Raw genomic sequence first — 26,173 nt, 5'->3', positions numbered from 1 at the left:
ACAGGTACTACCCTGCCAGCCGGCCCCAGGCCAGCCACGAACAGACTTACAGGGTCGGCAGTTGGGACCCCCACTTCTTCGGCGGATGAGGGGGCCGGCCGTTAGGTGTTCGGCGGCGAGAGCGCAACAGCCCGGCGTCAAGGGGCGGACCGCACACCCCGAGGCGCCCCACCCCGACCCACCACAACGCCGTCACCATCCCCACCCAGGGACAGGAGTGGGGGTGGCGCCGAAGCGGGTTGCGGGAAGCCCCGGCCGGGCTAAGCTCGACGCTCCGACGAACACCACCCCACACCAGCGTCACAAGCCCTCGACCCGGAGCCTCCAGCCACCGCTCGAAGCCCCCGGCCACCGACCCAGGGCCGGTCGACCTCTTCCCCGCAAAGAAATAGTAAGGAGGAGTGCGTACGGAGACAGCGCCTGATCCCGCCCCGGGCAGGCCCGGGCAGGCACACGAGCGCCCCGACGCACGAACGCCCCCGGCGACCGCGTGCGCGGCCGCCGGGGGCGAAGATCCGTCATTGGCGTGTCCGGCGGACGAGGGAGCTGCCCACCGAACGTGTCCCGCCCGGAGGGGCGGGCAGAGCGCCGGAGTTACTGCGGGACGGAGGGCATCTGCGGCATCTGCGGTTCGGTGCCTGCCGGGATCATGACGTAGGTCAGAACGGCCATGATCACGAACAGCACGCCCACGATGACGTTGGCCATGGCGAGCCAGCGGGCCCAGGGACGGGTGCCCATGTTGGTGAGTACCAGGGCCAGGGCGGCGAAGAGCACGGTGAGCAGCGCCAGGCCGCCCCCGACCACGGCCTGGTTGGAGAGCTGGGCGACCTGATCGTGCGGGACGGGCTGGTCACCGATCTGCAGGACGGTGCTGAACAGCTGCACGATCTGGCTGGAGAGCAGCGTCAGAGCGAGCAGGAACACCGCGGTGAGGGCGAAGGTCTCCGAACCGAGCAGCCCACCGGGGCGGGGCCCGTAGGCGGCGGCACCGGCGCTGACCGGGGCTCCGGAGAGGTCCTGGTCAGCACCGACCTCGGCCTCGTCGTGGGGCCCGGACCAGCGCGGGTCCTCGTTCGGGGTGTCGACGGACGTGTCCTCGGAGGAAGCGGGGTCTTGGCCCTCGGCCCCCTCCGGACGGTCCGTGGGGTCCGTGGGGTCCGTGGGATTGGTGTTGTCGTTGCCCATTCGGCCAACGTACCCCTCGACCTGGTTAAACGGCGCCTAAGGAGGGGTCTGCGCGCCCGTGTCGCCGTTCCAGGGCAGGTCAGCCCGCCGACACCATGCCGACGAAAGCGAGGAGGCACATCAGGAGGCTGAGCACACCGGCCAGCACGACCGCGGAGGCCGACCAGCGGGCCCAGGCACGTGTGCGGTCGTTGCCGGTGAACAGCGACACCGAGGCCAGCAGGACGGCGACGGCGGCGACGGCGCCGGTGGTCAGCATCTCGGCCCGCAGCAGCGCGAGCTGTCCCGCGTCGGCAACGCCGGAGCCGATGCCGAACCAGGCCACGCGTTCCAGGAGCCGACCGCCCACCAGCACCGGCAGGAGCAGAAGAAGACCGGTCACGGACAGGGCCTCGGGGGAGAACACACCACCGCCCCTGGGCGGGGACTTCGGGTGGGAGCCGTGGAGGAAGTCGGTGCCGCCTTCGACGGCACCCTCCTCGGGGCTGTCGGTCTCCCGGCTCTCGGGGGAAGGGGTCTCGTCGATGGCGCTGTCGGTGACGCCGTCTTCTCGGGAGGTACTCACGGCCCCAAAACTACTGGGTGCCGGGCGCGCGTGGACGAGTGGGGGCGTCCGCTCCGTGGCCACTTCCGGTCACTCGGGGCAGCTCTGCCCGGTGCGGGCGGCCCCGGTCTTGTCCGCGAGAAAAACAATCACACGTGCTTGTTTTTTCGTGTGGCCGGTGTCACTCTCGTCTCCATGACTGCGACACCAGCGCCACCGCTGTGGGTCGGGAACGCCTCCGGTTTCTACGGAGACCGTTTCGCCGCCGTCCACGAAATGCTGACCGAAGGGCCCGTCGACGTCCTCACCGGTGATTACCTGGCCGAACTCACCATGGCCATCCTCGGCCGGGATCAGCTCTCCGATCCCGGGCGCGGCTACGCCAAGACCTTCCTGCGCCAGATGCGCGAGACCCTCCAACTCGTCATGGAACGCGGGACCAAGGTCGTCACCAACGCCGGGGGCCTCAACCCGCGCGGCCTCGCCGATCAGCTCACCGAACTCGCCGAGCAGCTGGACCTCCAACCCCGCATCGCGTGTGTGACCGGCGACGACCTGCTGCACCGGGCCGAGGAGCTCGGCCTGGGTACACCCCTGACCGCCAACGCCTACCTGGGCGGTTTCGGGATCGCGGCATGCCTGGACGCCGGCGCCGACATCGTCGTCACCGGCCGGGTCACCGACGCCTCCCTCGCCGTGGGCCCGGCGATCTCCCACTTCGGCTGGACACGAGAGGACCTCGACGCCCTGGCCGGGGCCACCGCTGCCGGGCACGTCATCGAGTGCGGCGCCCAGGCCACCGGCGGCAACTACGCCTTCGCCCCCGACCTGGTCGCCGACGGACACCACCTGGATCACCCCGGGTTCCCCCTCGCCGAGATCTCGGCCGACGGCAGCGCGGTCGTCACCAAACACCCGGGTACCGGGGGAGCGGTCACCACCGGCACCGTCACCGCCCAGTTCGTTTACGAGATCGTCGGCGCCCGCTATCCCGGCCCCGACGTCACCACCCGCCTGGACACCGTGGAACTGGCCCAGGAGGGTCCCGACCGGGTCCGGCTCAGCGGTACCCGGGGCGAGGCACCCCCGCCCACCCTCAAGGTCGGTCTGACCGGGCTCACCGGTTTCCGCAACGAGTACGACCTGCTCATCACCGGGGACGGCGCCGAGGAGAAGGCCGCCTGGGCCCAACGCCAGATCCGTGCCGCCCTCGCCCATCGCAAACCCAGCGATCTGCGGTTCGACCTCCGCCCCGCCGAGGACCCCGGGGGCCACACCCAGGACCGGGCCACCGCCCGCCTGCGCGTGACCGCCCGCGACCACGACGCCCGCGCCATCGGCCGGAATTTCGGTGCCGCCGCCGTGGAGATCGCCCTCGCCGGGTACGCCGGGTTCCACATGAGCGCGCCCCCGAGCCCGGCCCGCCCGGACGGGATCGCCGCCACCCACGAGCTCGTCCCCGTGCAGGAGGTCGAGCACACCGCGATCCTGCCCGACGGCGACCGGATCGCCATCGCCCATTCGGACCGCTTCCAGGACCTGGCCCCCGTCCCCGAACCGCCGCTGCCCCCGCTCCCGCCCGAGGGTCCGCGCCGCCGTGCTCCCCTCGGCACCGTCCTCGGGGCCCGCAGCGGCGACAAGGGAGCCGACGCCAACCTCGGCGTGTGGGTCCGCGACGACGCCGGTTTCGCCTGGCTGGCCCACGAGCTGACCGCCGAACGGATCCAGGAACTGCTGCCCGAGACCGCCGATCTGGAAGTCACCCGGCACCTGCTGCCCAACCTGCGCGCCGCCAACTTCTGGATCGAGGGGATGCTCGCCCCCGGCACCGCACGCCGCGAGGGCCAGGACCCCCAGGCCAAGGGGCTCGGCGAATGGTTGCGAGCCCGACGGACCGACCTCCCGGAGGCACTGCTGCCATGACAGTCCTGACCTCACGGATCGATCCCGCCTCCTCCGACCACGCCCGGAACCGCCGCGTGATGCTGGAGAGAATCGCCGAGATCGACGCCGAGCACACCAAGGCCGTCGACGGGGGCGGTGAGAAGTACATCGACCGCCACCGTTCCCGCGGCAAACTTCTTGCCCGCGAACGCATCGAACTCCTCCTCGACGAGGCGAGCCCCTTCCTCGAGCTGTCCTCGCTGGCCGGCTGGGGCAGTGAGTACAACGTCGGCGCCAGTGTCATCACCGGCATCGGTGTGGTCTCCGGGACCGAGTGCGTCGTCCTGGCCAACGACCCCACCGTGCGCGGCGGCGCCTCCAACCCCTGGACCCTCAAGAAGACCCACCGGGCCGGGGAGATCGCCGAGCAGAACCGCATGCCGATGATCAGCCTGGTGGAGTCCGGCGGTGCCGACCTGCCCAGCCAGAAGGAGATCTTCATCCCCGGCGGGCGCACCTTCCGCGACCTGACCCGCCTGTCGGCCGCCGGTGTGCCCACCATCGCCCTGGTCTTCGGCAACTCCACCGCCGGGGGCGCCTACATCCCCGGCATGAGCGACCACACGGTCATGGTCCGCGAGCGCTCCAAGGTGTTCCTGGGAGGACCGCCCCTGGTCAAGGCCGCCACCGGGGAGGAGAGCGACGACGAGTCCCTGGGCGGCGCGCGCATGCACGCCGAGCAGTCCGGGCTGGCCGACCACCTCGCCGAGGACGAACACGACGCACTGCGCATCGGCCGCCGCATCGTCGCCCGCCTCAACCACCGCAAGGCCGGCGGCGTCCCCGTCCGCACCGAGGCGGCCGAACCCCTCTACCCGGCCGAGGAACTGGCCGGGATCATGCCCCCCGACCTCAAGGTGCCCGTCGACCCGCGCGAGGTCGTCGCCCGCATCGTGGACGGATCGGAGTTCGACGAGTTCAAACCCGCCTACGGGACCGGTCTGGTCACCGGCTGGGCCACCCTGCACGGATATCCCGTCGGCGTCCTCGCCAACGACAACGGTGTGCTGTTCAGCGAGGAGGCGCAGAAGGCCACCCAGTTCATCCAGCTCGCCAACCGCTCCGACACCCCGCTGGTGTTCCTGCACAACACCACCGGGTACATGGTCGGGGCCGAGTACGAGCAGGGCGGCATCATCAAACACGGATCGATGATGATCAACGCCGTCTCCAACAGCACCGTCCCCCACTTCTCGGTGCTCATCGGCGCCTCCTACGGGGCCGGCCACTACGGCATGTGCGGGCGCGCCTACGATCCCAGGTTCCTCTTCGCCTGGCCCAGCGCACGTTCCTCGGTCATGGGCCCCAAGCAGCTCGCCGAGGTGCTGTCGATCGTCGCCCGGCAGTCGGCGGAGAAGAAGGGCCAACCCTACGACGAGGACCAGGACGCCGCCGTACGCGAGATGGTCGAGAACCAGATCGAGGCCGAGTCCCTGCCCCTGTTCCTGTCCGGACGGGTCTACGACGACGGTGTCATCGACCCCCGCGACACCCGCACCGTCCTGGGCCTGTGCCTGTCCTTCGCCCACAACGCACCGGTGGAGGGGACCGACGCCTTCGGGGTCTTCCGGATGTGAACCCTGGTCCGGCCCCGACCCTCACGTCCGCCGGCCCGGCCCGCCGCCGGGCCCCGTCCGGGAGCACGAGTTGAACACACACCCCACCCCACCGACCCGGCCCGTCACCACCCTCCTCGTGGCCAACCGCGGTGAGATCGCCCGCCGCGTCACCCGTACCTGCCGACAGCTGGGCATCACGGCCGTGGCCGTGTACACCCCCGGTGAAGAAGGAGCCCCCCACGTCACCGACGCCGACGCGGCCGTGTGCATGACCGTGCCCGAGGGGCGCGGCGCCGTCGACACCTATCTCGACCCGCAGGCCCTGGTGGCTGCGGCCCGCACCGCCGGGGCCGACGCCGTCCACCCCGGCTACGGATTCCTGTCCGAGAACGCCGCCTTCGCACACGCCGTCCTCGACGCCGGACTGACCTGGGTCGGGCCCCCGCCCGGAGCCATCGGGGAGATGGGCGCCAAGACCCGCGCCAAGGAGCTCGCCCGCGAATCCGACGTCCCCGTCTCCGAGGCCCTGACCGCCGACCGGGTCGAAGCCTTCCATCTGCCCGTGCTCGTCAAGGCCTCCGCCGGGGGCGGCGGCCGCGGCATGCGGGTGGTCCGCGACCTGGAGAGCCTGCCCGAGGAGGTCGAACGCGCCTCCGCCGAGGCCGCCTCCGCCTTCGGCGACCCCACCGTGTTCTGCGAGCCCTACGTCGAGCGCGGCCGCCACGTCGAGGTACAGGTCCTGGCCGACACCCACGGCACCGTCTGGGCGGTGGGCGAGCGCGACTGCTCGGTCCAGCGCCGCCACCAGAAGGTCGTGGAGGAGGCCCCCGCACCCGGCATCGGCCCCGAACTGCGCGAGAACCTGCACGGGGCCGCGCGCCGTATGGCCGAGAGGATCGGGTACGTGGGCGCCGGCACCGCCGAGTTCCTCCTGCCCGTCGACGAACAGGGCCGCCCCGGCGCCCCGGTCTTCCTGGAGATGAACACCCGCCTGCAGGTCGAGCACCCCGTCACCGAGTGTGTGAGCGGACTGGACCTGGTCGAGTGGCAGATCCGTGTGGCCGAGGGTGAGGCCCTGCCCGAGGGAGGCCCGCCCGCGCCCAGCGGTCACGCCGTCGAGGTACGCCTGTACGCCGAAGACCCCCGCAACGACTGGCGCCCGCGCACCGGAACCCTGCACGCCTTCGATGTCCCGGCCGCCACCTGCGCCTTCACCCCCCTGACCACACCCGGCCTGCGCCTGGACAGCGGTGTGGCCACCGGGGACACCGTCGGCGCCGACTTCGACCCGATGCTCGCCAAGGTCGTGGCGGTGGGCCGCGACCGCCGTGATGCGCTGCGCAGGCTCGGCGCCGCCCTGGCCGGGGCGCGGGTGCACGGGGTCGGCACCAACCGCGATCTGCTCGTGCGGATCCTGCGCCATCCCGCCATGCTCCAGGGCGCACCCCACACCGGATTCCTGTCCGGTGACCGGCTCACCGACCTGGCCCGGCCGTGGGCCGACCGGGCCACCGAGCGCCTGTCCGCCCTCGCCGCGAGCCTGTCGGCGGCCGAGGCGGCCCGCAGTTCCACCCCCGTGCCCGCCGGGATCACCGCGAACTGGCGCAACCTCACCTCCCAGGCGCACACACGCCGCCACACCACCGACGACGGCCACGAGCTCACCACCGCCTACCGCACCTCGCGCGGCACCTACCTGCCCGAACAGGAAGAGGTGCGCGTGCTCTCGGCCGCACCCGGACACGTGGTCCTGGAGTCCGAAGGGGTCCGCCGCGCCTTCGAGGTGCACAACCCTCCCGGATCCGACCAGGTGTACGTGGACTCCACGCTCGGTTCCCTGGCCCTGACCCCCGTGGACCCACTGCCCCCACCCGAGGCGTTCGTGGACCCCGGTGCCATGCCCGCACCCATGCCGGGCACCGTCACCTCCGTCGACGTGGCAGCGGGGGAGAAGGTCACCGAGGGCCAGACCCTGCTGCGCATGGAAGCGATGAAGATGGAGCACCGCGTCACCGCCCCGGCCGCCGGTGCCGTCCGGGAGATCCCGGTCGCGGAGGGACAGAAAGTGGCGGCCGGAACACCTCTGGCCGTACTCGACCACGAAGGGCAGGACTCTTGACCGGCGCCATGGCCTTCACCGAACCGACCGAACGCACCGAACTGCGGGCCGCCGTGTCGGCCCTCGCCTCCGAGTACGGGCAGGGGTACTACCGCGCCCGCGCCAAGGAGGGCGCCTACCTCACCGACCTGTGGAAGGCCGCCGGCGAGCTCGGTTATCTCGGCGTCAACATCCCCGAGGAGTACGGCGGCGGGGGCGGCGGCATCGGCGATCTGGCCGCCGTCCTGGAGGAACTCAGCGCCGCCGGGTGCCCGACCCTGATGATGGTGGTCTCCCCGGCCATCTGCGGCACCGTCCTCTCCCGCTTCGGCACACCCGAGCAGCGGCAGCGGTGGCTCCCGGGGCTGGCCGACGCCTCCACCGTCATGGCCTTCGCCATCACCGAACCCGACGCCGGTTCCAACGCCCACCGCCTGACCACCACCGCCCGCAAGGACGGCGACGAGTGGGTGCTCAACGGCCGCAAGACCTTCATCTCCGGGGTCGACGTGGCCGACGCCGTACTCGTGGTCGGCCGGGTCGAGGACGAACGCACCGGTCGCCTGTCCGCGGCGCTGTTCGCGGTGCCCACCGGCACCCCCGGGTTGGAAAGACAGCAGATCGAGATGGACCTGCTCAGCCCCGACCACCAGTTCCAACTCTTCATGGACGACGTGCGCCTGCCCGCCGACGCCCTGGTCGGCGACCCCGACGCCGGCCTGTTGCAGCTCTTCGCCGGGCTCAACCCCGAGCGCATCATGGCCGCGTCCATGTCCACCGGTACCGCCCGGCACGCGCTCGACCAGGCGGTGGACTACGCCAAGGACCGGGTGGTCTGGCGCGATACCCCCATCGGCGCGCACCAGGGCCTGTCCCACCCGTTGGCGCAGGTGAAGATCGAGATGGAGCAAGCGCGGCTCATGACGCAGTTCGCGGCGCTCCGCTACGATTCCGGCGACGACGCGGGGGCGGGCGAGGCCGCGAACATGGCCAAGTACGCCGCCGCCGAGGCCTGTGTGCACACGGTCGACCAGGCGGTGCAGACGTTGGGCGGCAACGGCCTGGCGGGCGAGTACGGGTTGGGAGCTGCGCTCACCTCCGCACGCCTGTCCAGGATCGCCCCGGTCAGCCGGGAGATGATCCTCAACTACGTGGCGCAGCAGTCGCTCGGCCTGCCCAAGTCGTACTGACCGAGGACACCGGCCCGCCCGGGCGCACCGATCCGCGCCCGGGCGGCCACCACACGTGGGAGGCGCGCCCGTGGAGACCGACAGAGAACCCAGACAGGAGCGCAGCAGGGCCACTCGGGCCCGTCTGCTGGAGGCCGCCGTGGCCTGTCTGGCCGAGCGCGGGGTCCCGGGCACGACGGTGGGCGCGGTCGCCGAGCGCGCGGGGGTCTCGCGCGGAGCGGCCCAGCACCACTTCCAGACCCGCGAGGACCTGTTCGTGGCCGCTTTCGACAGCATGGCCGACGGGCTCATCGCGGGGTTGCGCCGCCTGATGGAGGACCTGCCGGAGGGGCCGGGGCGGGTCGAGACCATGGTGGTGCTGCTCTTCGACGTCTTCAGCGGGACCGAGTTCCAGGCGGCGTTGCAATTGTGGACGAGCGCGGCCAGCGACCCCGATCTCCATCCCCGGGTGGTGCCGCTGGAGCAGCGGGTGGGGCGTGAGGCCCACCGCACCGCCGTCGAGGTGCTGGGGGCCGAGGAGTCCGTGCCCGGTGTGCGCGAGACCGTGCAGGCCACCCTCGATCTGGCACGCGGCCTGGGGCTGGCCAACCTGCTCACCGACGACACGGCCCGCCGCCACCGCATCGCACGCCAGTGGGCCGCGATGCTCGAACGCGAGTTGGGACCGCGTCTCGCCGTCTGAAGGGCGTGCCGGAAACCCGCCGGGGTCGAAGGTCCCGAGGTGGAGCGCCGTGTCCAGGAGGCTTATCATCGAACCGGTCGGCACGGACCAACGCGGAGTAAAGCGATCCAACTGGACAAGGCGGTGTGACGGTGAGTGCGGAGACGGGCAGGGACCTCCCCGGCCTGGCCGGACGGGCGTTGAGTGCTTTCGCGGAGAGCGCCTCGCGGACCAGGGACCGCGACTCCCTCATGGACTCGGCGTTCGCGGCCCTGTTCGACCTGTACCGGGCCACGAACCCGGCGCAGCGGCAGTNGCCCCCCGCCGGCCGCAAGTTCACCACCGACCTGGCCGAGCTGCTGGCGGGCGGAAACAACCCCGACCGCCTGGGCCTGTACGTGGTGCGCAGCCAGACCGCCGCCGAGAACGGTCGGCACGAGGGGTACCGGCCCGCCTGCTGGCGGCGTTCGATGCTGCAGGTCCTCGGTGAGGAGTTCGTGCCCTGGACCGCGGTCCTGCGTCCCCAGGACCTCGACGCCATCGCCCGCATCGACGAGGCCCTGGCGGAGGTGGCCGCCGAAGCCGGTATCGCCACAGAGGAGGAGGTGCCCTCCTGGGTCCCGCGCTCGCACTGGTGGTGGTGGGAGCCGGTCCGCCTGCGCGTGGAGGAGGAGGGCGACCTGCCGCCCGAGGGCGCCGGTTCCGAGACCGGAACGGCCCCGGAGGGGACCCGCACGGAGGATTGACCCGGGCCCGTGTCTTCGGGCGCGGCCGGCGACCGGCCGCGCCCGAACGACACATCACATCCCGGGATTCACACCCGGCCGCGCTCCGGCACCGTGTCCCCCTGGCGGTCGTGCTCGCGCCCCAGGGCGATCGGCGCGGCCAGCCACTCGTCACGCAAGCCGAAGGCGTCCACCAGCTGCACCGCGTAGGGGCGCAGCCCCTGGCACAGTTCGTTGACGGCCGCGGTCACGGCCTTGGCGCGCGCCGTGGACAGGCGCTCGTGCTCCAGGAACCATGCGCGGTCCTCCTCGACCACCGACATCACGTACAGATCGCACAACCGGTTGAGGAGCTTGGCGGTGGAAGTGTCGCCGCAGCGGTCGATCCCGGCGACGAACGCCTCCAGGACCACACGTTCCATGTGCACCCGGCCGGCCCGGAGCACATGGTCCTGGGCGTGGTTGAAGACCTCGAAGGCGTCGGCGCCGTCCTTCCTCGCGCGGCGCAGACGCGCGGCCAGGCCCTCGACGACGTGCTTCTCGCGGTCCTCCAACAGTTCGATCTGCCAACCGCGGTTGTACAGGCTCGTGCTGCCGCCCCGGCCCGGAGCGGCCGCGATGAGCCGGTCGATCAACGGGACCGCGGCGGTGCGTTCGATGGCGGTCTCGAACATCTTGCTCGCCATGAACCGGGCCAGACCCAGCTGGTCGAGGTCGCCGAAGGCGTCCTGGAAGTTGGTGAGCAGGCCCTTGGTGAGCTGTTGCAGCAGGACCGTGTTGTCACCCTCGAACGTGGTGAAGATGTCGGAGTCGGCCTTGAGCTGCGGGATGCGGTTCTCCGAGATGTAGCCCGCCCCGCCGCAGGCCTCGCGGCAGGTCTGGATGGTGTCGCCGGCGTGCCAGGTCGCCATCGCCTTCAGACCGGCCGCCCGCGACTCCAGCTCGCGCTGGGCGTGCTCGTCGCGCTCCTCGGCCCCGTGCAGTTCGTGCAGGCGGGTGACCAGCTCCTCCTGCGCGAAGTGCAGCGCGTAGGTGCGGGCCAGGGCCGGCAGGAGCTTGCGCTGGTGCGCGAGGTAGTCGAGGATGCGCACCTCCCGCTCCGGTTCCCCCTCGGGCCCGGGGCGGGTGAACTGGCGCCGGGTGTCGCCGTAGCGCACCGCGATCGACAGCGCCGCCTTGGCCGCACTGCCCGCGCCCCCGGCCACACTGATCCGGCCCCGGATGAGTGTGCCGAGCATCGTGAAGAAACGCCGGTTCTTGCTCTCGATCGAGCTGGTGTAGGCACCGTCGGGCCCCACGTCGCCGTACCGGTTGAGCAGGTCGGTGCGCGGCACCCGCACCTGGTCGAACCACAGGCGGCCGTTGTCGACGCCGTTGAGCCCGGCCTTGTGGCCGCAGTCCTCGATGGTCACACCCGGGGCCGCAGCGCCGTCCTCGTTGCGGATCGGCACCATGAGCGCGTGCACCCCGTGGTCGATACCGGCGCTGTGCAGCTGGGCGAAGACCACCGCCGCGCGCCCGTCGCGCGCGGCGTTGCCGATGTAGTCCTTGCGCGCCGACTCGTCGGGCGTGTGGACCACGAACTCCTCGGTCTTGGGGTCGTAGGTGGCCGTGGTGCGCAGGTTCTGCACGTCCGAGCCGTGCCCGGTCTCGGTCATCGCGAAGCAGCCGGGAAGGTCCAGCGACATCACGCCCGGAAGGTACTCGCGGTGGTGCCGTTCGGTGCCCAGCGCGCTGATCGCCCCGCCGAACAGGCCCCACTGCACGCCCATCTTGACCATGAGCGACAGGTCCGGGACCAGCATCTCGAAGGCGACCACGGAGGCGCCCACGTCGCCGGACCCGCCGACCTCCTCCGGGAAGCCGTAGGTCTGCATCCCGGTCTGGGCCAGCTTTCCGAGACGTTCGGTGGTCAGGGCACGGTGGTCCTCCATCGACAACCCCGTCACGGGGGCGAAGTCCTCCCCCTGGAGCACGTCGCGCGCACGCTCGCGCACGTGTGCCCACTGACCGTCGAGCAGCCCCCGCAGCTCGTCGTCGTCGACTCGTAGCGGCTGTTCGTTCATGATGCGGTCCCCCTTCTTGCGCCTGTGTCCCAACGGTAGGGGAGGGACCGGGGGACCTCAGACTGCCACCTGCCGGCCGGTGTTTGCCCCGGTGCCTGCCGAGGTACTCACACCCACGGCACCCACCCGACCCGCGGAGGTGAGGCAGTGGGCACGCGAGAGGGCGCCGACGGGCAGGCACGGGTCCTGGTCACCGGTTGGTTCTCCTTCGTCGACGGCGAGGCGACCGCCGGCGATGTCGGTGCGGCCGAGGCCGTGTGCGCCGAACTGGCCGCCGCCGGGATCACCCACGAGACGGCATGGAGCCCCCGTTTCCGCCCCGAGGGCCTCGGCCTCGACGAGGCCCGGGAACGCGGCCACACCGACCTGGTGTTCGTGTGCGGGCCGGTGAGTGGACCCCAGGTCCGCAGTTTGCACCGGAGTTTCCGGCACTGTCACCGGGTCGCGGTCGGGGTCTCGGTGGTCGACCCGGACGACGCCGCGGCCCGAGGCTTCCACACGCTCCTGCCCCGCGACGTGGAGGGGCGGGGCGGGCAGCGTGACCTGGCACCGGGGGCACCGACGGGACGGGACGTGCCCGTGGTGGGGATCGTCCAGGCCCCCGGTCAGCCCGAGTACGGAGCGCGTTCGGCCCACGAGGGGGTCCACCGGCGGCTCGGCCGGTGGCTGGTGGGCAAGGACTGCGCGCGGGTGCCCCTGGACACCCGGCTCGACACCCGTGACGGGTTGCACTGCGCCGACACGGCCCAGTTCGACGCCCTGGTCGCCCGCACGGACCTGGTCCTCACCACCCGCCTGCACGGGCTCGTGCTCGCGCTGCGCAACGGTGTACCGGCCCTCGCGGTCGACCCGGTCGCCGGCGGAGCGAAGGTGGCTGCCCAGGGCGGGGCCTGGGACTGGCCGGTGGTCACGGTTGACGATTCCGAACACGGTCCCGACACCGGGGACCTGGATCGGCTGTGGCACTGGTGCCGCAGCGAGGGCCACCAGGCCGCTCGTTCCCGGGCCGCCGAGCCCGCCTCGCCCTTGGCCGGGGAACTCACGGCAGTCTTGGGCGCAGCGCTGTCCTCGCGGTGAACCGGCAGTTCACGCGGAAGGGGAGGGCGGATGCACGAAACCGGCAAGGCGCGGCAGGAACATGATCGGCCCCCGACTCCCGGCGGGTGCCTCGCCCACACCGGGAACCGGCACCCTCGAGCGCGTTCGGGCCGAGGCCCGGCGGTGACCGGCCTCAGGCCAGCGCGGGTTCGATGAGGCGCAGAACCCCGTCCTCGGCGTCCAGCTGCGCCCGGACCCCGAGCGGGACGGTGAGCTGAGCGGCGCAGTGGCCGAACTCCAGTCCCCACAGCACCGGTACGCCCAGCGGCTCCAGACGGTCGCGCATCAGGTCGGCGATCGTGCCCGGGTCCGGCGGGCAGTCGGTCCACGTGCCCAGCACCACCCCGGCCACACCGTCCATCCACCCCGAACGGATCAGGTGGGTGAGCATCCGGTCCAGGCGTGCCACGTCCTCGTTGATGTCCTCCAGCACCAGGATCCCGCCGGCGGCCGAAGGCCGGCTGTGCGGGGTCGCCAGACCGTCGTTGAGCAGGCTCAGGTTCCCGCCGAAGGTCACACCCTCCACCCGGCCCGGAACCAGGGCGTGCGCTTCCGGGGAGGTCAGAACCGTCCGCTGTTCCGGGGAGAACAAGGTGCTGTGCAGCTCGTGTTGGGCGACCGGATCACCCACGAAGTACTTGGTTCCCACCACCGGGCCGTGCACCGTGGCCACACCCAGCTCCACCGCGAACGCCTCGTGCAGCGCCGTGATGTCGCTGAACCCCACCAGCACCTTGGGGCCGGCCGCCCGCATCGCCTCGAAGTCCAACAGGTCGAGCGTCCGGTGGGCGCCGTCGCCTCCGCGCACGCACAGGACCGCCTCCACCTCCGGGTCGCACCAGGCCTCTTGCAGGTCGGCGGCACGGTCGGCGTCCAGACCGGCCAGGTAGGGCAGGCGGGGATGGTGGTCGCGTACGTGCGGGGCGAGCCGGACCTCGAGCCCCCACCCGGACAGCACCGCCGCCGCGGCCTCCAGCTGTTCCGGCGGCACCGGGCTGCACGGCGCCACCAGGCGCACCCGGGAGCCCTGCGACAACCGCGGCGGGCGTTCCAGCACGGGCACCTCCACGGGGATCTGTCGTCCCGCCCGGACCCCGGCCGCCGTCTCACCCATTCTTCACCCTTCGTCCGGGCCCGCGCCCCCTGCGGGCCGCGGGCCACCCTCCTGCTGCCGCTCCGCTCAAGAACGCAGGAACGTGTCCAGGGCGCGCACCCCGAACCGCAGACCCTCCAACGGCACACGCTCGTCCACACCGTGCAACAGGCTCGTGTAGTCCATGTCCGCGCTCTGAAGCAGTGGAGAGAACCCGTAACAGTCGATGCCCAGGCGCGCGAAGACCTTCGCGTCGGTGCCCCCGGCCAGGCACACCGGAACCACGTACGCCTCGGGATCGCTCTGCACCAGCGCCTCGCGCATCGCCGAGAACGCGGGGGAGTGCACCGGGGCGGACACCGGAGGCGAGTGGTGGGCGAAGTCCCAGGACACACGCTCCCCGGTGAGCTCGTCCATGGCACGCGTGAACTGTTCCTCCGCGCCCGGCAGGACCCGGCCGTCCACACCGCCGAGCGCCTCGCCCGGGACCACGTTGACCTTGTAACCGGCCGAGAGCATGGTCGGGGCCGCGCTGTTGCGCACCGTCGGGCCGATGAGCGGGGCCGCCCGGCCGAAGCGCTCCACCAGTTCGGCGACGGCGGCGTAGGTGTCGGTGTCCCCCGGGGAGCGCTCCACCTCCAGGGCGCGTGCGATCGCGTCGATGGCCGAGTGGGTGACCGGGGTCAAGTGCAGCGGCCACTCGTGCCGGTCGATGCGGGAGATCGCCTCCGCCAGCGACGTCACCGCGTTGTCGCCCGGGGGCCGGGACCCGTGCCCGGCGGTGCCCTCGGCGCGCAGGTCCAACCAGGCGCTGCCGCGCTCGGCCGCCCCCACCGGGTACAGGCGTACCGGGCGGCCCGAGACCGTGGTGGCGTGGATGGTCTCCCCGCCGCCCTCACCGATACCGACCGTGCACCCCTCGAACAGTTCGGGGTGTTCACGTACCAGGAAGTCGGCGCCGTAGCGGGCGCTGTCCTCCTCGTCGGCCACCAGCGCGATGACGACGTCGCGGCGCGGCCGCAGACCGTACCGGGCCCAGTACCGCACGACCGCGATGATCTGCGCGACGGTGTTCTTCATGTCCACGGCCCCGCGCCCCCACAGGGCGGGTTCACCGGTGACGGGGCAGTCGTCGATCTCTCCGGAGAAGGGCGGGACCGTCCAGTCCTCGGCGGCCGCCGGAACCACGTCCAGGTGCCCGTGCACCAGCAGCGCCGGCGCGGCCGGGTCGGTGCCGGGGATCCTCAGCACCGTGTTGGCCCGCCTGGGGGCCGACTCCAGGACCTGTGGGACGTGCCCGCCGGTGCTCAGGGCCTCGGCGGCGAACTCGGCGACCCCGCGTTCGTCGCCGTCCCCGCCGCCGTGATTGGTCGAGTCGCGCCGGATCAGGTCCCGGGCCAGGTCGACGGCCTCGGCGCCGGCCTCACGCAGCCCGGTGTCCGCTTCGGAAACGGTCGCAGATGGGTGGCCCACGGCTCGGCCTCACTCTCACACGGCTTTCACCCCGGGCACGGGGGTTCCGTCGTCCGCACCGGGGTCCTACGCTCTCTTCGGACTCGTTCCGGGGCGATCGGTTCACCGGCCACGGGCCACCGTCCGGAACGGCCGGGGCCCAGGCCCCGGCCCTAACCGTACTGGGATTCCATCGCCTGCGAGACGAGGGTGGCGATCGTCTTGAAGCAGCGGATCATCTCGTAGGCGTCGGGCGCGGTGTAGCGCACGCGGCACACATCGGTGCGTTCCACCCCCGGGACGATCGCTGCGGCCTGAGCCAGGTGCGCGGAGTCGACCTCGACCTCCAGCACCATGGAGCGCGGTGCGGCCGGTTCCACCGACCCGGCGAGTTCCATGGAGCTCTTGGCGGCCGCGCTGATCGCGGCGGCGGTGCGCGCGGGCGGACGGCACCGGGCCGCGTACCGGCTCACGTGGTCCTTGACCGCGACCTTGCGCGCCGACGGGGCGTAGGACCCGGCGTCCTCGCAGGCACGGTCGTCGCCGGTGACCAGCACGACGGGGGTGCCGAACTCCGCGACCACGGCCGCGTTCAGGTACCCCTCGCTCGCGGGCGCGCCGTCCAGCCACACCCCGGTGAAGGCGTTGGGCAGATAGGTGTGGGCGAGTACGCCCTCCTCCCCGGCCCCGCAGTGGTATCCGAGGAACACGATGCCGTCGACGTCGCCGGACTGGACTCCCTCGACCATGGAGAGTTCCTTGTGGCGGCCGGTGATCATCGTGGCGCGCTCGTCCAAGCGCTCCAGGAGCAGGTTGCGCATGGTCGCGTGGGCCTCGTTGACGAACACCTCGTGCGCGCCGCCGTCGAAGAGCCCTCCGATCGCGGCGTTGACATCGCTGGTGAACATGGACCGGCAGCGTTGCCACTGCTCCGTCCCGGGTTCGCAGTCGGCGGGCCAGGTGACGCCGGTGGCGCCTTCCATGTCGGCGGAGACGAGGATCTTCACGGGGCCGATCCTACGCGGGCGCGGCCCCGATCGCCATGGCTCGTCCGGAGGGGCGGCGGGCTGCGGACAGAGCGGAAAGGGCGAAGGGGTCTCCACGACACCATGGAGCGAGGTCAAGAAGCGGTCGGGGCTGTAGGTGTACCGCATCGAATGGGACGAGGCTGCCCAGCAGCAGCTCGATGACCTTCACGAGGGGCCCCGGAGAGGTGAACCGGGGCCCGGGCTCGCGAGGAGCACTCAGGGCAGCGTGAGGATCTCCACGCCGGTGTCGGTGATGACGAGTGTGTGCTCGAACTGCGCCGTCCACTTGCGGTCGGCGGTCACGGCGGTCCAGCCGTCGTCCCACAGGTCGTAGTCCACCCCGCCCAGGGTGATCATGGGCTCGATCGTGAACGTCATGCCCGGCTCCATGACCGTGTTCGCGCGCGGGTCGTCGTAGTGCGGCACCACCAGGCCGGAGTGGAACTCCGGACCCACGCCGTGGCCGGTGAAGTCGCGCACCACGCCGTAACCGAACCGCTTGGCGTAGGACTCGATGACGCGGCCGATGATGTTGAGCTGCCGTCCCGGGCGGCACGCCTTGATGGCCCGCATGGTGGCCTCCTCGGTGCGTTCCACCAGCAGGCGGTGCTCCTCGGAGACGTCGCCGCACAGGAACGTGGCGTTGGTGTCGCCGTGCACGCCGTCCTTGTAGGCGGTGATGTCGATGTTGACGATGTCGCCGTCCGAGAGCACGGTGTCGTCGGGGATGCCGTGGCAGATCACCTCGTTGAGGGAGGAGCACAGCGACTTCGGATAGCCCTTGTAACCCAAGGTGCTCGGGTAAGCACCGTGGTCCAGCAGGAAATCGTGACCGATGCGGTCGAGCTCGTCGGTGGTCACGCCCGGACGGACGTTCTTGCCGATCTCCTGCAGGGCCTGCGCGGCGATCCGGCCGGCCTCGCGGATCCGCTCGATGGTCTCCGGGGTCTGGACGTCGCCCAAGAGCCCTTCGGCAGGCTGTTTACGGCCGACGTACTCCGGCCGGACGATGTACGAGGGGACCGAACGTTGTGGCGAGATTCGCCCAGGAACCAGCGGAGAAGTCATGGGTACGAATTGTAGTTCGTGTGCGGCGGCCGCGGGGCTGAGCCGAGTGTGGCGTGAGAGGCTTCGGGCCGAGCCAGGCGGGCATGCTCGGCCCCGGGGACCCCGACAGACTGCGACAGGAGGCCGACATGAGTGACGTACAGGGCGACAACTGGTGGTACTGCCTCAAGCACAACCGGGTCGAGCACGGGGCGGGCTGCCCGAACAAGCAGCGCATGGGTCCCTACCCGGACGAGGCCACGGCCGCGAACGCGCTGAACATCGCCGCCCGCCGCAACGAGCAGTGGGACGAACAGGAAGACGAGGAGCGCGACACCTGAGGCCGCGGGCCGCTCGACCCTGCCCGGGGCCCTCATGGCAGGATCGCTCCATGACTACGACCGAAGACAGCACCCCCGAGGTCGACGTCGCCACTGCGACCGTCGCGGTCCTGGGCGGCACCGGCGACCAGGGCCGGGGCCTGGCCCGCCGCCTGGCCCTGGCCGGCAACACCGTCGTCCTGGGCTCCCGTAGCGCCGAACGCGCCCAGAAGGCCGCCGCCGAGCTCGTGGAGGCCGACTCCACCGAGGTCGACGTACGCGGCCTCGACAACGCGGCCGCCGCGGCCGAGGGCGACATCGTCGTCGTCGCCGTGCCTTGGGAGGGCCACCGCGAACTGCTGGAGGGGCTGGTCGGGCCCCTGGCGGGGAAGATCGTCGTGGACTGCGTCAACCCGCTCGGGTTCGACAAACGCGGTCCGTTCCCGCTGGAGGTACCCGAGGGCAGCGCTGCACAGCAGGCCGAGCAGGTTCTCGCCGACAGCCGGGTCACCGCCGCCTTCCACCACGTCTCGGCCCGTCTGCTGCTCGACCCGGAGGTGGCCGAGGTCGACCTGGACGTGCTGGTCATGGGCGAGGACCGCGCCGCCACCGACGTGGTGCGCGCTCTGGCCGACCGCATCCCCGGTGTGCGGGGCGTCTTCGGCGGCCGGCTGCGCAACGCCCACCAGGTCGAGGCGCTCACCGCCAACCTCATCGCCGTGAACCGCCGCTACAAGACCCACGCCGGGATCCGCATCACCGGCCTGTGACCGCATGGACCTTGCTACCGGCCATCGCCGGACCCGGAGCCGGTAGCAAGGCCGCGGGGTGGAGCGGTCAGCTCACCCAGCCCTTGACCTTCTCCACCAGAGCTGCCGGGTTCTCACCGACGGGGGTCACGTTCAGCTGGGTGACCCCGGCGGCGCGGAAGGCCTCCACACGTTCGCGCACGTAGGACTCGGGGCCGACCATGTTGGTCAGCTCCACGAACTCCTCCGGCACGGCTGCGGCTGCCTCGTCCTTCTTGCCGTCCAGGTACAGGTCCTGGATCTCGGCGGCGGCCTCCTCGAAGCCGTACCGCTGGGCCACCGTGTTGTAGAAGTTCTTGCCCTTGGCGCCCATACCGCCGACGTAGAGCGCGATCATCGGACGCATGAAGTCCAGGAGCTTCTTGGTGTCCTCGCCCTCACCGATGGCGAGCATGCCCCCGGCGCTGATCTCCAACTCGCCCAGGGACGGGTCGCGCCTGGCCTTGCCCTCGGCCAGCGACTCGCCCCAGACCCGGTCGGCCTTCTCCGGGATGAACAGGTGCGGCAGCCAGCCGTCGGCGATCTCGGCGGTCATCGCCACGTTCTTCACACCCAGGGCCGCCACGTGGATGGGGATGTTCTTGCGCACGGGGTGGTTGATGATCTTGAGGGGTTTGCCCAACCCGGTGCCCTCCTCGGGGGGAAGCGGGAGCTGGAAAGCCCTCCCGTCGTGGGTCAGGCGCTCCTCCCGGGCCCAGATCTTGCGGCAGATCTCGATGGTCTCGCGCGTGCGGGTCAGCGGTTTGGTGTAAGGCACCCCGTGGAAACCCTCGATGACCTGCGGACCGCTCGCGCCCAGGCCCAGGACCGCCCGGCCGTCGGAGATGTTGTCCAGCCCGGCGGCGGTCATCGCGATGAGGGAGGGGGTGCGGCTGTACAGGGGCAGGATGCCGGACGCGATCTTCACCCGCTCGGTGCGTGCGGCGAGATACCCCATGAGGGTGGGGCCGTCGAACCCGTAGACCTCGGCGACCCAGACGGTGTCGAGCCCGGCCTTCTCGAGTGCGACCACCGAGTCGGCGGCCGCCTTCGGGTCGCCGTCGTACTGGAGCTGCGTCGAGATGCGCATGTGTCCTGATCCCTTCCGGAGGGCGTTCCCGCGGCGCCCGGGGCCCGTTGCACCGGCCGCTGCTCGGTCCCCAGTCACTGTACTACCGAGTAATGTCTCGGTTGTTGCCTGCGTCACAGGAAAAGGAGCGCACGGGAAGCCCGGCAGGGGGAGGAGCGCGCACACGACGAACCGCCGACCGGCGCACCGGTCGGCGGTCCTGTTCCGAGTCCACCGTGCCCTCACGGCACCGGGTCAGCCTCCGTAGGAGTGCTGCTCCTGCGGGAAGGTCCCGTCCCGGACCTCGTCGGCGTAGGTCTCGGCCGCTTCACGCAGGGACGAGCGCAGGTCGGTGAAGGTCTTGACGAACTTCGGGGTCCAGTCGCTCAGACCGGCCATGTCCTGCCACACCAGCACCTGCGCGTCGGTCGAGGAGCCCGCCCCGATCCCGACCGTGGGGATGTCCAACTGCTCGGTCACGCGCGCGCCCAGGTCCGCCGGCACCGCCTCGAGGACGACCGCGAAGGCGCCCGCGCGCTCCATCTCCTTGGCGTCCTTCATCAGCTGCTCGGCGGCCTCCCCGCGGCCCTGGACACGGAACCCGCCCAGGGTGTTGACCGACTGCGGGGTCAGGCCCACGTGCGCCATGACCGGCACACCGGCCCGGACCAGCAGCTCCACCTGCGGGACGACCTCCTGGCCGCCCTCCAGCTTGACCGCCTGGGCGCGCCCCTCCTTCATGAAGCGGGCGGAGCTCGCCAGGGCCTGCTGGGGCGAACCCTCGTAGGAGCCGAACGGCAGGTCGGCCACCACCAGGGCCCGGCTGGTGGAGCGGGCCACCCCCGCCACCAGGGGGAGGAGTTCGTCGACCGAGACGGGAACGGTCGTGTCGTAGCCGTAGACGACGTTGGCGGCCGAGTCGCCCACGAGCAGGACCGGGATGCCCGCCTCGTCGAAGATCCGCGCGCTCATGGCGTCGTAGGAGGTCAGCATCGGCCAGCGTTCGCCGCGCCCCTTGGCCAGGGCCAGGTCGCGTACGGTGACACGCCGGTTGGTGATCCCGCCGTAGAGGGCGCCGCCGTTCGATGGGGTCGTGGTCGTGGTGTTCATGATCGTTCCTCCGTTGCCTCGAGGCACCTCGCGGGTGTCCCCGGGCGTTGTGGACGATTGTCGTGGTCCGCGCCGCGCGCGGTGTCCGCATCATCGCACGGGTGTCCTCGTGCGCCTTTCGTCGGGTGAAACCCGAATGCGGCCCCCGTTCATCCCCGCAGCGTGTGTAACCGCCGGTCCGATTCCGGTGATGCTGAAGAGACCGGGGTGAGCAGGCCCAGTGCCCGGGGGGCCGCTACTCGTTCGAAATGATGCGGCCCGCGTACCTTTGGGGGCATGCGCCTGACCGCCTTCACCGACGTGTCCCTCCGCCTGGTCATGCGGCTGGCCGTGGCCGACGACGGCGAACGCCTGACCACGCGGGCCGCGGCCGGCATGCTCGCCGTGCCCTACACGCACATGGCCAAGGCCGTGGCCCGCCTGTCCGAGATGGGGCTGGTGGAAGCCCGGCGAGGCCGAGGGGGAGGGTTGCTGCTGACCGAGGCCGGCCGTGCTTCCTCCGTCGGGGCGATCGTGCGCGAACTCGAAGGTGACGGAGATCTCGCGGGTTGTGAGGACGACCCGCCCTGCCCGCTGCGTGAGGCCTGCCGCCTGCGGGCCGCTCTGGCCCGGGCGCGGGAGGCCTTCTACGCCTCGTTGGACCAGGTCACCGTCGAATCGCTGGTGGCGCCTCCCGCACGCCGGGCCCTGGCCCTGTTGCGCGAACCTCCGGCCGGGGGCCGAGGCCCTGGGCCGGACGGCCCTGCACAGACCTGACGAAGTGCCTTTCACCGGTAGGACCCGCGCTCTGTCGCGTGGGTCCTGATGGCCCTGCCTGATCCGGGCGCTCGCGCAGGACCCTGGGGGTGCGGGGGGTCCTGAGGGCACCCCCGGAGGGCGGCCCCGCGGCCCGGATTTAATATGCATTTCAGATGCTAATTATCTGGTTCGGGGCACCCCGAAGAAAGAGGACGCATGCTCTCCCAAGAGTCCGCAGCCACCGTCCGCGCAACCCTTCCGGCCGTGGCCGAGCACCTCGACACCATCACCGCCCGGTTCTACGACGGGATGCTGGTTGAACACCCCGAGCTGCTCGACGGCCTGTTCAACCGTGCCAACCAGGCCAACGGGGACCAACGCAAGGCCCTCGCCGCCTCCATCGCCGGTTTCGCCACCGCCCTGCTCGAGAACCCCGACGAGCGCCCCGACACGATGCTCTCGCGCGTCGCGCACAAGCACGTGTCCCTCGGAGTGACCGAGGACCAGTACGTGATCGTGCACAAGTACCTCTTCCGGGGCATCGCCGAGGTCCTCGGGGAGGCCGCCACCCCCGACGTCGTCGCCGCCTGGGACGAGGTCTACTGGCTCATGGCCGGGGCGCTCATCGCCATCGAGGCCCGCCTCTACCACCAGAGCGGTTCCACAGGACGCGACGTCTGGAGGCCCTGGCGCGTGACCGACCGTGCCCAGCAGACCCCCGACACCGTCTCCCTCGACCTCGAACCGCAGGACGGGGACCCCGCACCCGCCTTCCGCGCCGGCCAGTACGTCAGCGTGCAGGTGCGCTTGCCCGACGGCGGGGTCCGCCAGGCCCGCCAGTACTCCCTCACCGGCTGGGACGGCCGCCGGCGCCGCATCACCGTCAAGCGCCTGCGTGCGGGCGAGACCCCGGCGGGTGAGGTCTCCACCCTGCTGCACGACTCCGCCTCCCCGGGGGACACCTTCATGGTCTCCACTCCGGCCGGGGACGTCACCGTGCCCGACGGCGACCACCCGGTCGTGCTCGTCTCGGCCGGGATCGGCTGCACACCCATGGTCGCGATGCTGCACCACCTGGCCGAGACCGGAAGCACACGCGAGATCCTCGTCCTGCATGCCGACCACGGGCCCGCCGAACACCCCCACCGCGACGAGACGGCGGTACTCCTCGGCAACCTGCCCGGTGCCGTCTCCCGCACCTGGTACGAGAACAGCGATGACGGCGACCACCGCGGCCTCATGGACCTGTCGGAGGTGACGGTGCCCGAGGGGGCCGAGGTCTTCCTCTGCGGGCCCCTGCCGTTCATGAGCGAGGTCCGTTCCCAGTTCCTCGACGCCGGTGTTGCGCCGCGCCACATCCACTACGAGGTCTTCGGCCCCGACATGTGGCTCGGCACTGCCTGAGGAACCCGAACAACCGGTGTCCGGAACCGGTTCCGGCCGACATACTGAGGCCATGCCCCCCGACGAAGAACCCTCCCTCCGACCGGTCCCGCCCCGCACCGACGGCCGTGCCGTCTTCGTCGGACGCGAGCGCCACGTCGCCGCCCTGCTCGACGACGCCCGGGAGGTGCTGTCCGACGGAGCCCGCGCGGTGTTCGTGCGGGGCGAGGCCGGGGTCGGCAAGACCCGCCTGGCCACCGAGTACCTGCGGCGCTCACCCCTCGGCGCCCACGCGGTCGGCGGCTGCGTGGAGTCCGGAACCGACACGGTCGCCTTCGCCCCCGTCACCTCGGTGCTGCGGCCCCTGACCCGCGACCACGCACCCACACCCGTGGAGGCCCGCGAGCTCGCCCGGATCCTGCCCGAGCTCGGTGAGGTCTCCACCGTGCCCGACGACGGGCGCACCCGCCTGTTCGAGTCGGTGTTGACCTTCCTGGAACGCTGCGCCGAGACCGGCGACGGCACCCGCCCCGGCCTGGCCGTGGTCCTGGAGGACCTGCACTGGGCCGACGCCTCCACCCGCGACCTGCTGCTGTTCCTGCTACGGAACCTGGGCCGGGCCCCGATCCAGCTCGTGATGACCGTGCGCACCGACGACGTGCACCGTACCCATCCCCTGCGCCGGCTCGTCCCCGACATGGTCCGCCTGCCCCGAGTGGGCACCGCGGACCTCGGTCCCCTCGACGTGTCCGGGGTGTTCGCGCAGGTCGCGTCCCTGCGCGGACGGGCACCCGCCGACGCCGAGGCGGAGCTCCTGCACGAACGCAGCGGCGGAAACCCGCTCTTCGTCGAAGCGCTGCTGGCCGGGGGCGGAGGCGACGGTGCCGGCCTGCCCGAAGGGCCGCGCGAGCTCATGCTGCGCCGTGTCGAGTCCCTCTCCGACACCACCCGGGGATCCTGGGCACGGCTGCGCTCATCGGCGCACGCGTGCCCCACCCGCTCCTGGCCGCGGCCGCCGGACGTGCCGGTGTGGGGGAGCAGGACCTGGACGCCGCCCTGCGCGAGGCCGTCGACGCCCGGGTCCTGCAAGTGGACGGTGACGGGTACGCCTTCGGGCACGCCCTCCTGGCCGAGGCCGTACGGGAGGACCTGCTCCCCGGCGAACGCGTCCGGGCCCACCGCCGACTCGTCGATGCCCTGGAGGCCGGGGTCCCGGAGCTCACCGACCACGAACGCGACCTGCGCCTGGCCAGGCACGCCACCCGCATCCACGACCATTCCCGCGCGTTCCGGGCCACCTGGGCCGCCGCCGAACACACCGCCCACAGTTCGGGCCACCACGAACAGCTCGGCCTGCTCGAACGCCTCCTGGAACTGTACGAACTGGTCCCCGGCACCGCCGAGGAGCTCGGTGTGACCCGTGCTTGCCTGCTCCACCGCGCCGGCAGCGCCGCCCACATGGCCGGTCGCGCCCGCCGCGCCCGCGACCATGCCACGGCGGGCCTGGCAGAGATCGGCGCCGACGGGGACACCGCGCCCGAGCCCGAGGACAGCCTCACCGCGGCCTTCCTGAGGCTGGTGCGGGGCCGTGCCCTGCGCAACCTCGGTCAGGGCGGTGACCTGGAGGATCTCGCCGTGGCCGCGGCCCTGTTCGGGGAGGAACACACCGGCCGGATCGCAGTCGATGCCGCCCACGCCGCCGCTCTCAACGTCCGGGGACGCGAGGAGGAGGCCGAACCCATCGCCCGTGCCGTCCTGGAGCGCTCCCGACGCGCCGGTGACCTCCACAGCGAGGCCGACGCGCTGGTCACCCTCGGAAGTTTCTGGAGCGGGGAGGACATGGACGAGCGCGAGGGGCTGCTGCGCAGTGGTATCGCACTGGCGGCCCGCATCGCACACGTGCAGACCGAATTGCGTGGCTGGAACAACCTCCAGGTGTGCCTGCACTTCCGGCTCGACCTGCAAGGCGCGGTGCAGGTCTCCCGCCGGGCCATGGCACGCCTCACCGAACTGGGCCTGGCACGCACCCGGGGCCCGGAGGCCGCCGGCAACCTCGCCGCCTCCCTGGCCAACATCGGGCACACCGGCGAGGCTCTGCGCCTGTTCGACCGTTTCCCCGGCGGTGACCTGCCCGCCCGCAGGCAGAAGACCCACATCGCCGTAGAGATCGCTCTGTGGCACGGGTACATCGACACGGCCCGCAGCCTGCTCGGGGATCTCGTCGAGCTCCAGGGAACCGCGGAACCCTCGACCGACTACCGCAGCATGCTGGACCACGCCCGCCTGTTCCTGTTGGCCGAGGAGGAGGACCTCGACGCGACGGTGCCCGTGGCGCGCAGCGTGATCGATACCGAACGCACCAAGGCCGCCACCCAGAGCAGCCTCAACGGCCTCGTCCGCCTGTCCGAGACCATCCACCGTTTGCGGCGCAGCGAGGAACCCCGGCACCGGGTCGCGGCCGAGGAGATCCGGTCCGAGCTGGACCTCTTCCGCCGAGGACGGTTCTGGTTCCACACTCCGTGGGGCCACCTGCGGGAACAGGAGAGCCGCGCCTGGCTCGCCTCCGATCCGGAAGAATCCCGTTCCCGCTGGGAGGAGTACGCCCACGCCCTGGGAAAGGTCGGCTTTCCCGTGCAGCGCCTCGCTGTGCTCGGCCGTGCCGCCTCTGCTGCCCTGGAGGCCGGGGACGAGAGTGCCGCACGGCGCCTTCTGGCGCTGGGTGAGGAAGCGGTCGGCTCCTGCGACAACGGCGCCGCCCTGTACCGGCACCACCTCGCCCCGCTCCGCGCCGCCCTCGGCGAGCCGGAGGGTGCTGCTCCGGCCGGTCTGACCCGGCGGGAACAGGAGGTCCTCGTGCGCCTGGCCTCGGGCGCGACCAACCGTGAGATCGGTGAGGCGCTGTTCATCTCGCCGAAGACGGTGAGCGTGCACATGAGCAACCTGATGGGCAAGCTCGGGGTCGCCAACCGCAACGCCGCCGCGGCCCGCGCCCGTGACCTCGGTCTCGCCTGATTTCCGGCACATTCACCCGGGACCCGCTCGAAGGGCGTTGTGCCCGTGTGGTGGGGCAAG

22 protein-coding genes are annotated in these 26,173 nt (G+C 71.6%); 13 read left to right on the top strand and 9 right to left on the bottom strand.

What is annotated here, in order from left to right; translation table 11 throughout:
- Nucleotides 1-594: 594 nt before the first annotated feature.
- Nucleotides 595-1,188 (bottom strand): hypothetical protein, encoded by a 594-nt coding sequence (locus tag D473_RS0114575; protein ID WP_017609800.1) that lies wholly within the window; start codon nt 1,186-1,188, stop codon nt 595-597.
- A 79-nt stretch (nt 1,189-1,267) separates the two neighbouring features.
- On the bottom strand, nt 1,268-1,753 hold the full coding sequence (locus D473_RS0114570; protein ID WP_017609799.1) for a hypothetical protein: 486 nt from the start codon (nt 1,751-1,753) through the stop codon (nt 1,268-1,270).
- Nucleotides 1,754-1,903: 150 nt separating this feature from the next.
- Here D473_RS0114570 and D473_RS0114565 point away from each other — a divergent pair, with 150 nt between their 5' ends.
- The 6 genes from D473_RS0114565 (at nt 1,904) to D473_RS0114540 (ending at nt 9,930) form a co-directional block, all read left to right on the top strand.
- Complete coding sequence (locus D473_RS0114565; protein ID WP_017609798.1) at nt 1,904-3,655, top strand: acyclic terpene utilization AtuA family protein; 1,752 nt, start codon at nt 1,904-1,906, stop codon at nt 3,653-3,655.
- Entirely contained in the window at nt 3,652-5,253 is a 1,602-nt protein-coding gene (locus D473_RS0114560; RefSeq protein WP_017609797.1) for an acyl-CoA carboxylase subunit beta, read from the top strand. The genes D473_RS0114565 and D473_RS0114560 overlap by 4 nt, the downstream gene beginning before the upstream one ends.
- Before the next feature lie 70 nt (nt 5,254-5,323).
- Nucleotides 5,324-7,354, top strand: coding sequence for an ATP-binding protein (locus D473_RS0114555; protein ID WP_017609796.1), 2,031 nt, complete (start codon nt 5,324-5,326; stop codon nt 7,352-7,354).
- Nucleotides 7,351-8,523: an acyl-CoA dehydrogenase family protein gene (locus D473_RS0114550; RefSeq protein WP_017609795.1), complete on the top strand. Its 1,173-nt coding sequence runs from the start codon at nt 7,351-7,353 to the stop codon at nt 8,521-8,523. The genes D473_RS0114555 and D473_RS0114550 overlap by 4 nt, the downstream gene beginning before the upstream one ends.
- Before the next feature lie 70 nt (nt 8,524-8,593).
- Nucleotides 8,594-9,205, top strand: coding sequence for a TetR/AcrR family transcriptional regulator (locus D473_RS0114545; protein WP_017609794.1), 612 nt, complete (start codon nt 8,594-8,596; stop codon nt 9,203-9,205).
- Between the two features lie 125 nt (nt 9,206-9,330).
- The gene (locus D473_RS0114540; RefSeq protein WP_017609793.1) at nt 9,331-9,930 is read left to right on the top strand and encodes a hypothetical protein; all 600 of its coding nucleotides are present in this window, start codon (nt 9,331-9,333) and stop codon (nt 9,928-9,930) included.
- A 68-nt stretch (nt 9,931-9,998) separates the two neighbouring features.
- On the opposite strand, the gene D473_RS0114535 is transcribed toward D473_RS0114540, so the two are convergent.
- Nucleotides 9,999-11,975 carry an acyl-CoA dehydrogenase family protein gene (locus D473_RS0114535; protein ID WP_026126958.1) on the bottom strand — a complete coding sequence of 659 codons (1,977 nt, stop codon included), beginning with the start codon at nt 11,973-11,975 and terminating at the stop codon, nt 9,999-10,001.
- A 147-nt stretch (nt 11,976-12,122) separates the two neighbouring features.
- Between D473_RS0114535 and D473_RS0114530 the strand changes: the two genes are divergently transcribed.
- Entirely contained in the window at nt 12,123-13,052 is a 930-nt protein-coding gene (locus D473_RS0114530) for a polysaccharide pyruvyl transferase family protein (protein WP_017609791.1), read from the top strand.
- A gap of 154 nt (nt 13,053-13,206) precedes the next feature.
- Here D473_RS0114530 and D473_RS0114525 read toward each other — a convergent pair whose 3' ends face one another.
- From D473_RS0114525 to map, 4 genes are all read right to left on the bottom strand, one after another.
- Nucleotides 13,207-14,187: a S66 peptidase family protein gene (locus D473_RS0114525; protein WP_017609790.1), complete on the bottom strand. Its 981-nt coding sequence runs from the start codon at nt 14,185-14,187 to the stop codon at nt 13,207-13,209.
- Nucleotides 14,188-14,253: 66 nt separating this feature from the next.
- Nucleotides 14,254-15,639: a M20/M25/M40 family metallo-hydrolase gene (locus D473_RS0114520; protein WP_017609789.1), complete on the bottom strand. Its 1,386-nt coding sequence runs from the start codon at nt 15,637-15,639 to the stop codon at nt 14,254-14,256.
- A gap of 152 nt (nt 15,640-15,791) precedes the next feature.
- A complete protein-coding gene (locus tag D473_RS0114515) occupies nt 15,792-16,625 on the bottom strand; it encodes a M55 family metallopeptidase (protein WP_017609788.1) in 834 nt (277 codons plus the stop codon).
- 237 nt (nt 16,626-16,862) lie between these two features.
- Nucleotides 16,863-17,714, bottom strand: coding sequence for a type I methionyl aminopeptidase (gene map, locus D473_RS0114510; protein WP_169336008.1), 852 nt, complete (start codon nt 17,712-17,714; stop codon nt 16,863-16,865).
- Between the two features lie 128 nt (nt 17,715-17,842).
- Here map and D473_RS0114505 point away from each other — a divergent pair, with 128 nt between their 5' ends.
- Complete coding sequence (locus D473_RS0114505; RefSeq protein WP_026126957.1) at nt 17,843-18,034, top strand: hypothetical protein; 192 nt, start codon at nt 17,843-17,845, stop codon at nt 18,032-18,034.
- Between the two features lie 50 nt (nt 18,035-18,084).
- A complete protein-coding gene (gene npdG, locus D473_RS0114500) occupies nt 18,085-18,783 on the top strand; it encodes an NADPH-dependent F420 reductase (protein ID WP_017609786.1) in 699 nt (232 codons plus the stop codon).
- A gap of 67 nt (nt 18,784-18,850) precedes the next feature.
- On the opposite strand, the gene D473_RS0114495 is transcribed toward npdG, so the two are convergent.
- Both D473_RS0114495 and panB read right to left on the bottom strand, forming a co-directional pair.
- Nucleotides 18,851-19,891 (bottom strand): LLM class F420-dependent oxidoreductase, encoded by a 1,041-nt coding sequence (locus tag D473_RS0114495; protein WP_017609785.1) that lies wholly within the window; start codon nt 19,889-19,891, stop codon nt 18,851-18,853.
- 234 nt (nt 19,892-20,125) lie between these two features.
- Nucleotides 20,126-20,980: a 3-methyl-2-oxobutanoate hydroxymethyltransferase gene (panB, locus tag D473_RS0114490; RefSeq protein ID WP_017609784.1), complete on the bottom strand. Its 855-nt coding sequence runs from the start codon at nt 20,978-20,980 to the stop codon at nt 20,126-20,128.
- A 276-nt stretch (nt 20,981-21,256) separates the two neighbouring features.
- On the opposite strand from panB, the gene D473_RS0114485 reads away from it, so the two are divergent.
- From D473_RS0114485 to D473_RS28550, 4 genes are all read left to right on the top strand, one after another.
- Entirely contained in the window at nt 21,257-21,736 is a 480-nt protein-coding gene (locus D473_RS0114485) for an RrF2 family transcriptional regulator (protein ID WP_017609783.1), read from the top strand.
- A gap of 198 nt (nt 21,737-21,934) precedes the next feature.
- Nucleotides 21,935-23,122, top strand: coding sequence for a globin domain-containing protein (locus tag D473_RS0114480; protein WP_017609782.1), 1,188 nt, complete (start codon nt 21,935-21,937; stop codon nt 23,120-23,122).
- 52 nt (nt 23,123-23,174) lie between these two features.
- A complete protein-coding gene (locus D473_RS26685) occupies nt 23,175-24,518 on the top strand; it encodes an ATP-binding protein (protein ID WP_083918014.1) in 1,344 nt (447 codons plus the stop codon).
- Between the two features lie 41 nt (nt 24,519-24,559).
- Entirely contained in the window at nt 24,560-26,113 is a 1,554-nt protein-coding gene (locus D473_RS28550; RefSeq protein WP_338044153.1) for a LuxR C-terminal-related transcriptional regulator, read from the top strand.
- Nucleotides 26,114-26,173: the final 60 nt, after the last annotated feature.

Origin of the sequence: Nocardiopsis xinjiangensis YIM 90004 (genome assembly GCF_000341145.1) — a bacterium.
Lineage (GTDB): Bacteria > Actinomycetota > Actinomycetes > Streptosporangiales > Streptosporangiaceae > Nocardiopsis > Nocardiopsis xinjiangensis.
Note: the sequence above shows the minus strand (reverse complement) of the source record. Positions and strands in the feature narration are given on the sequence as shown.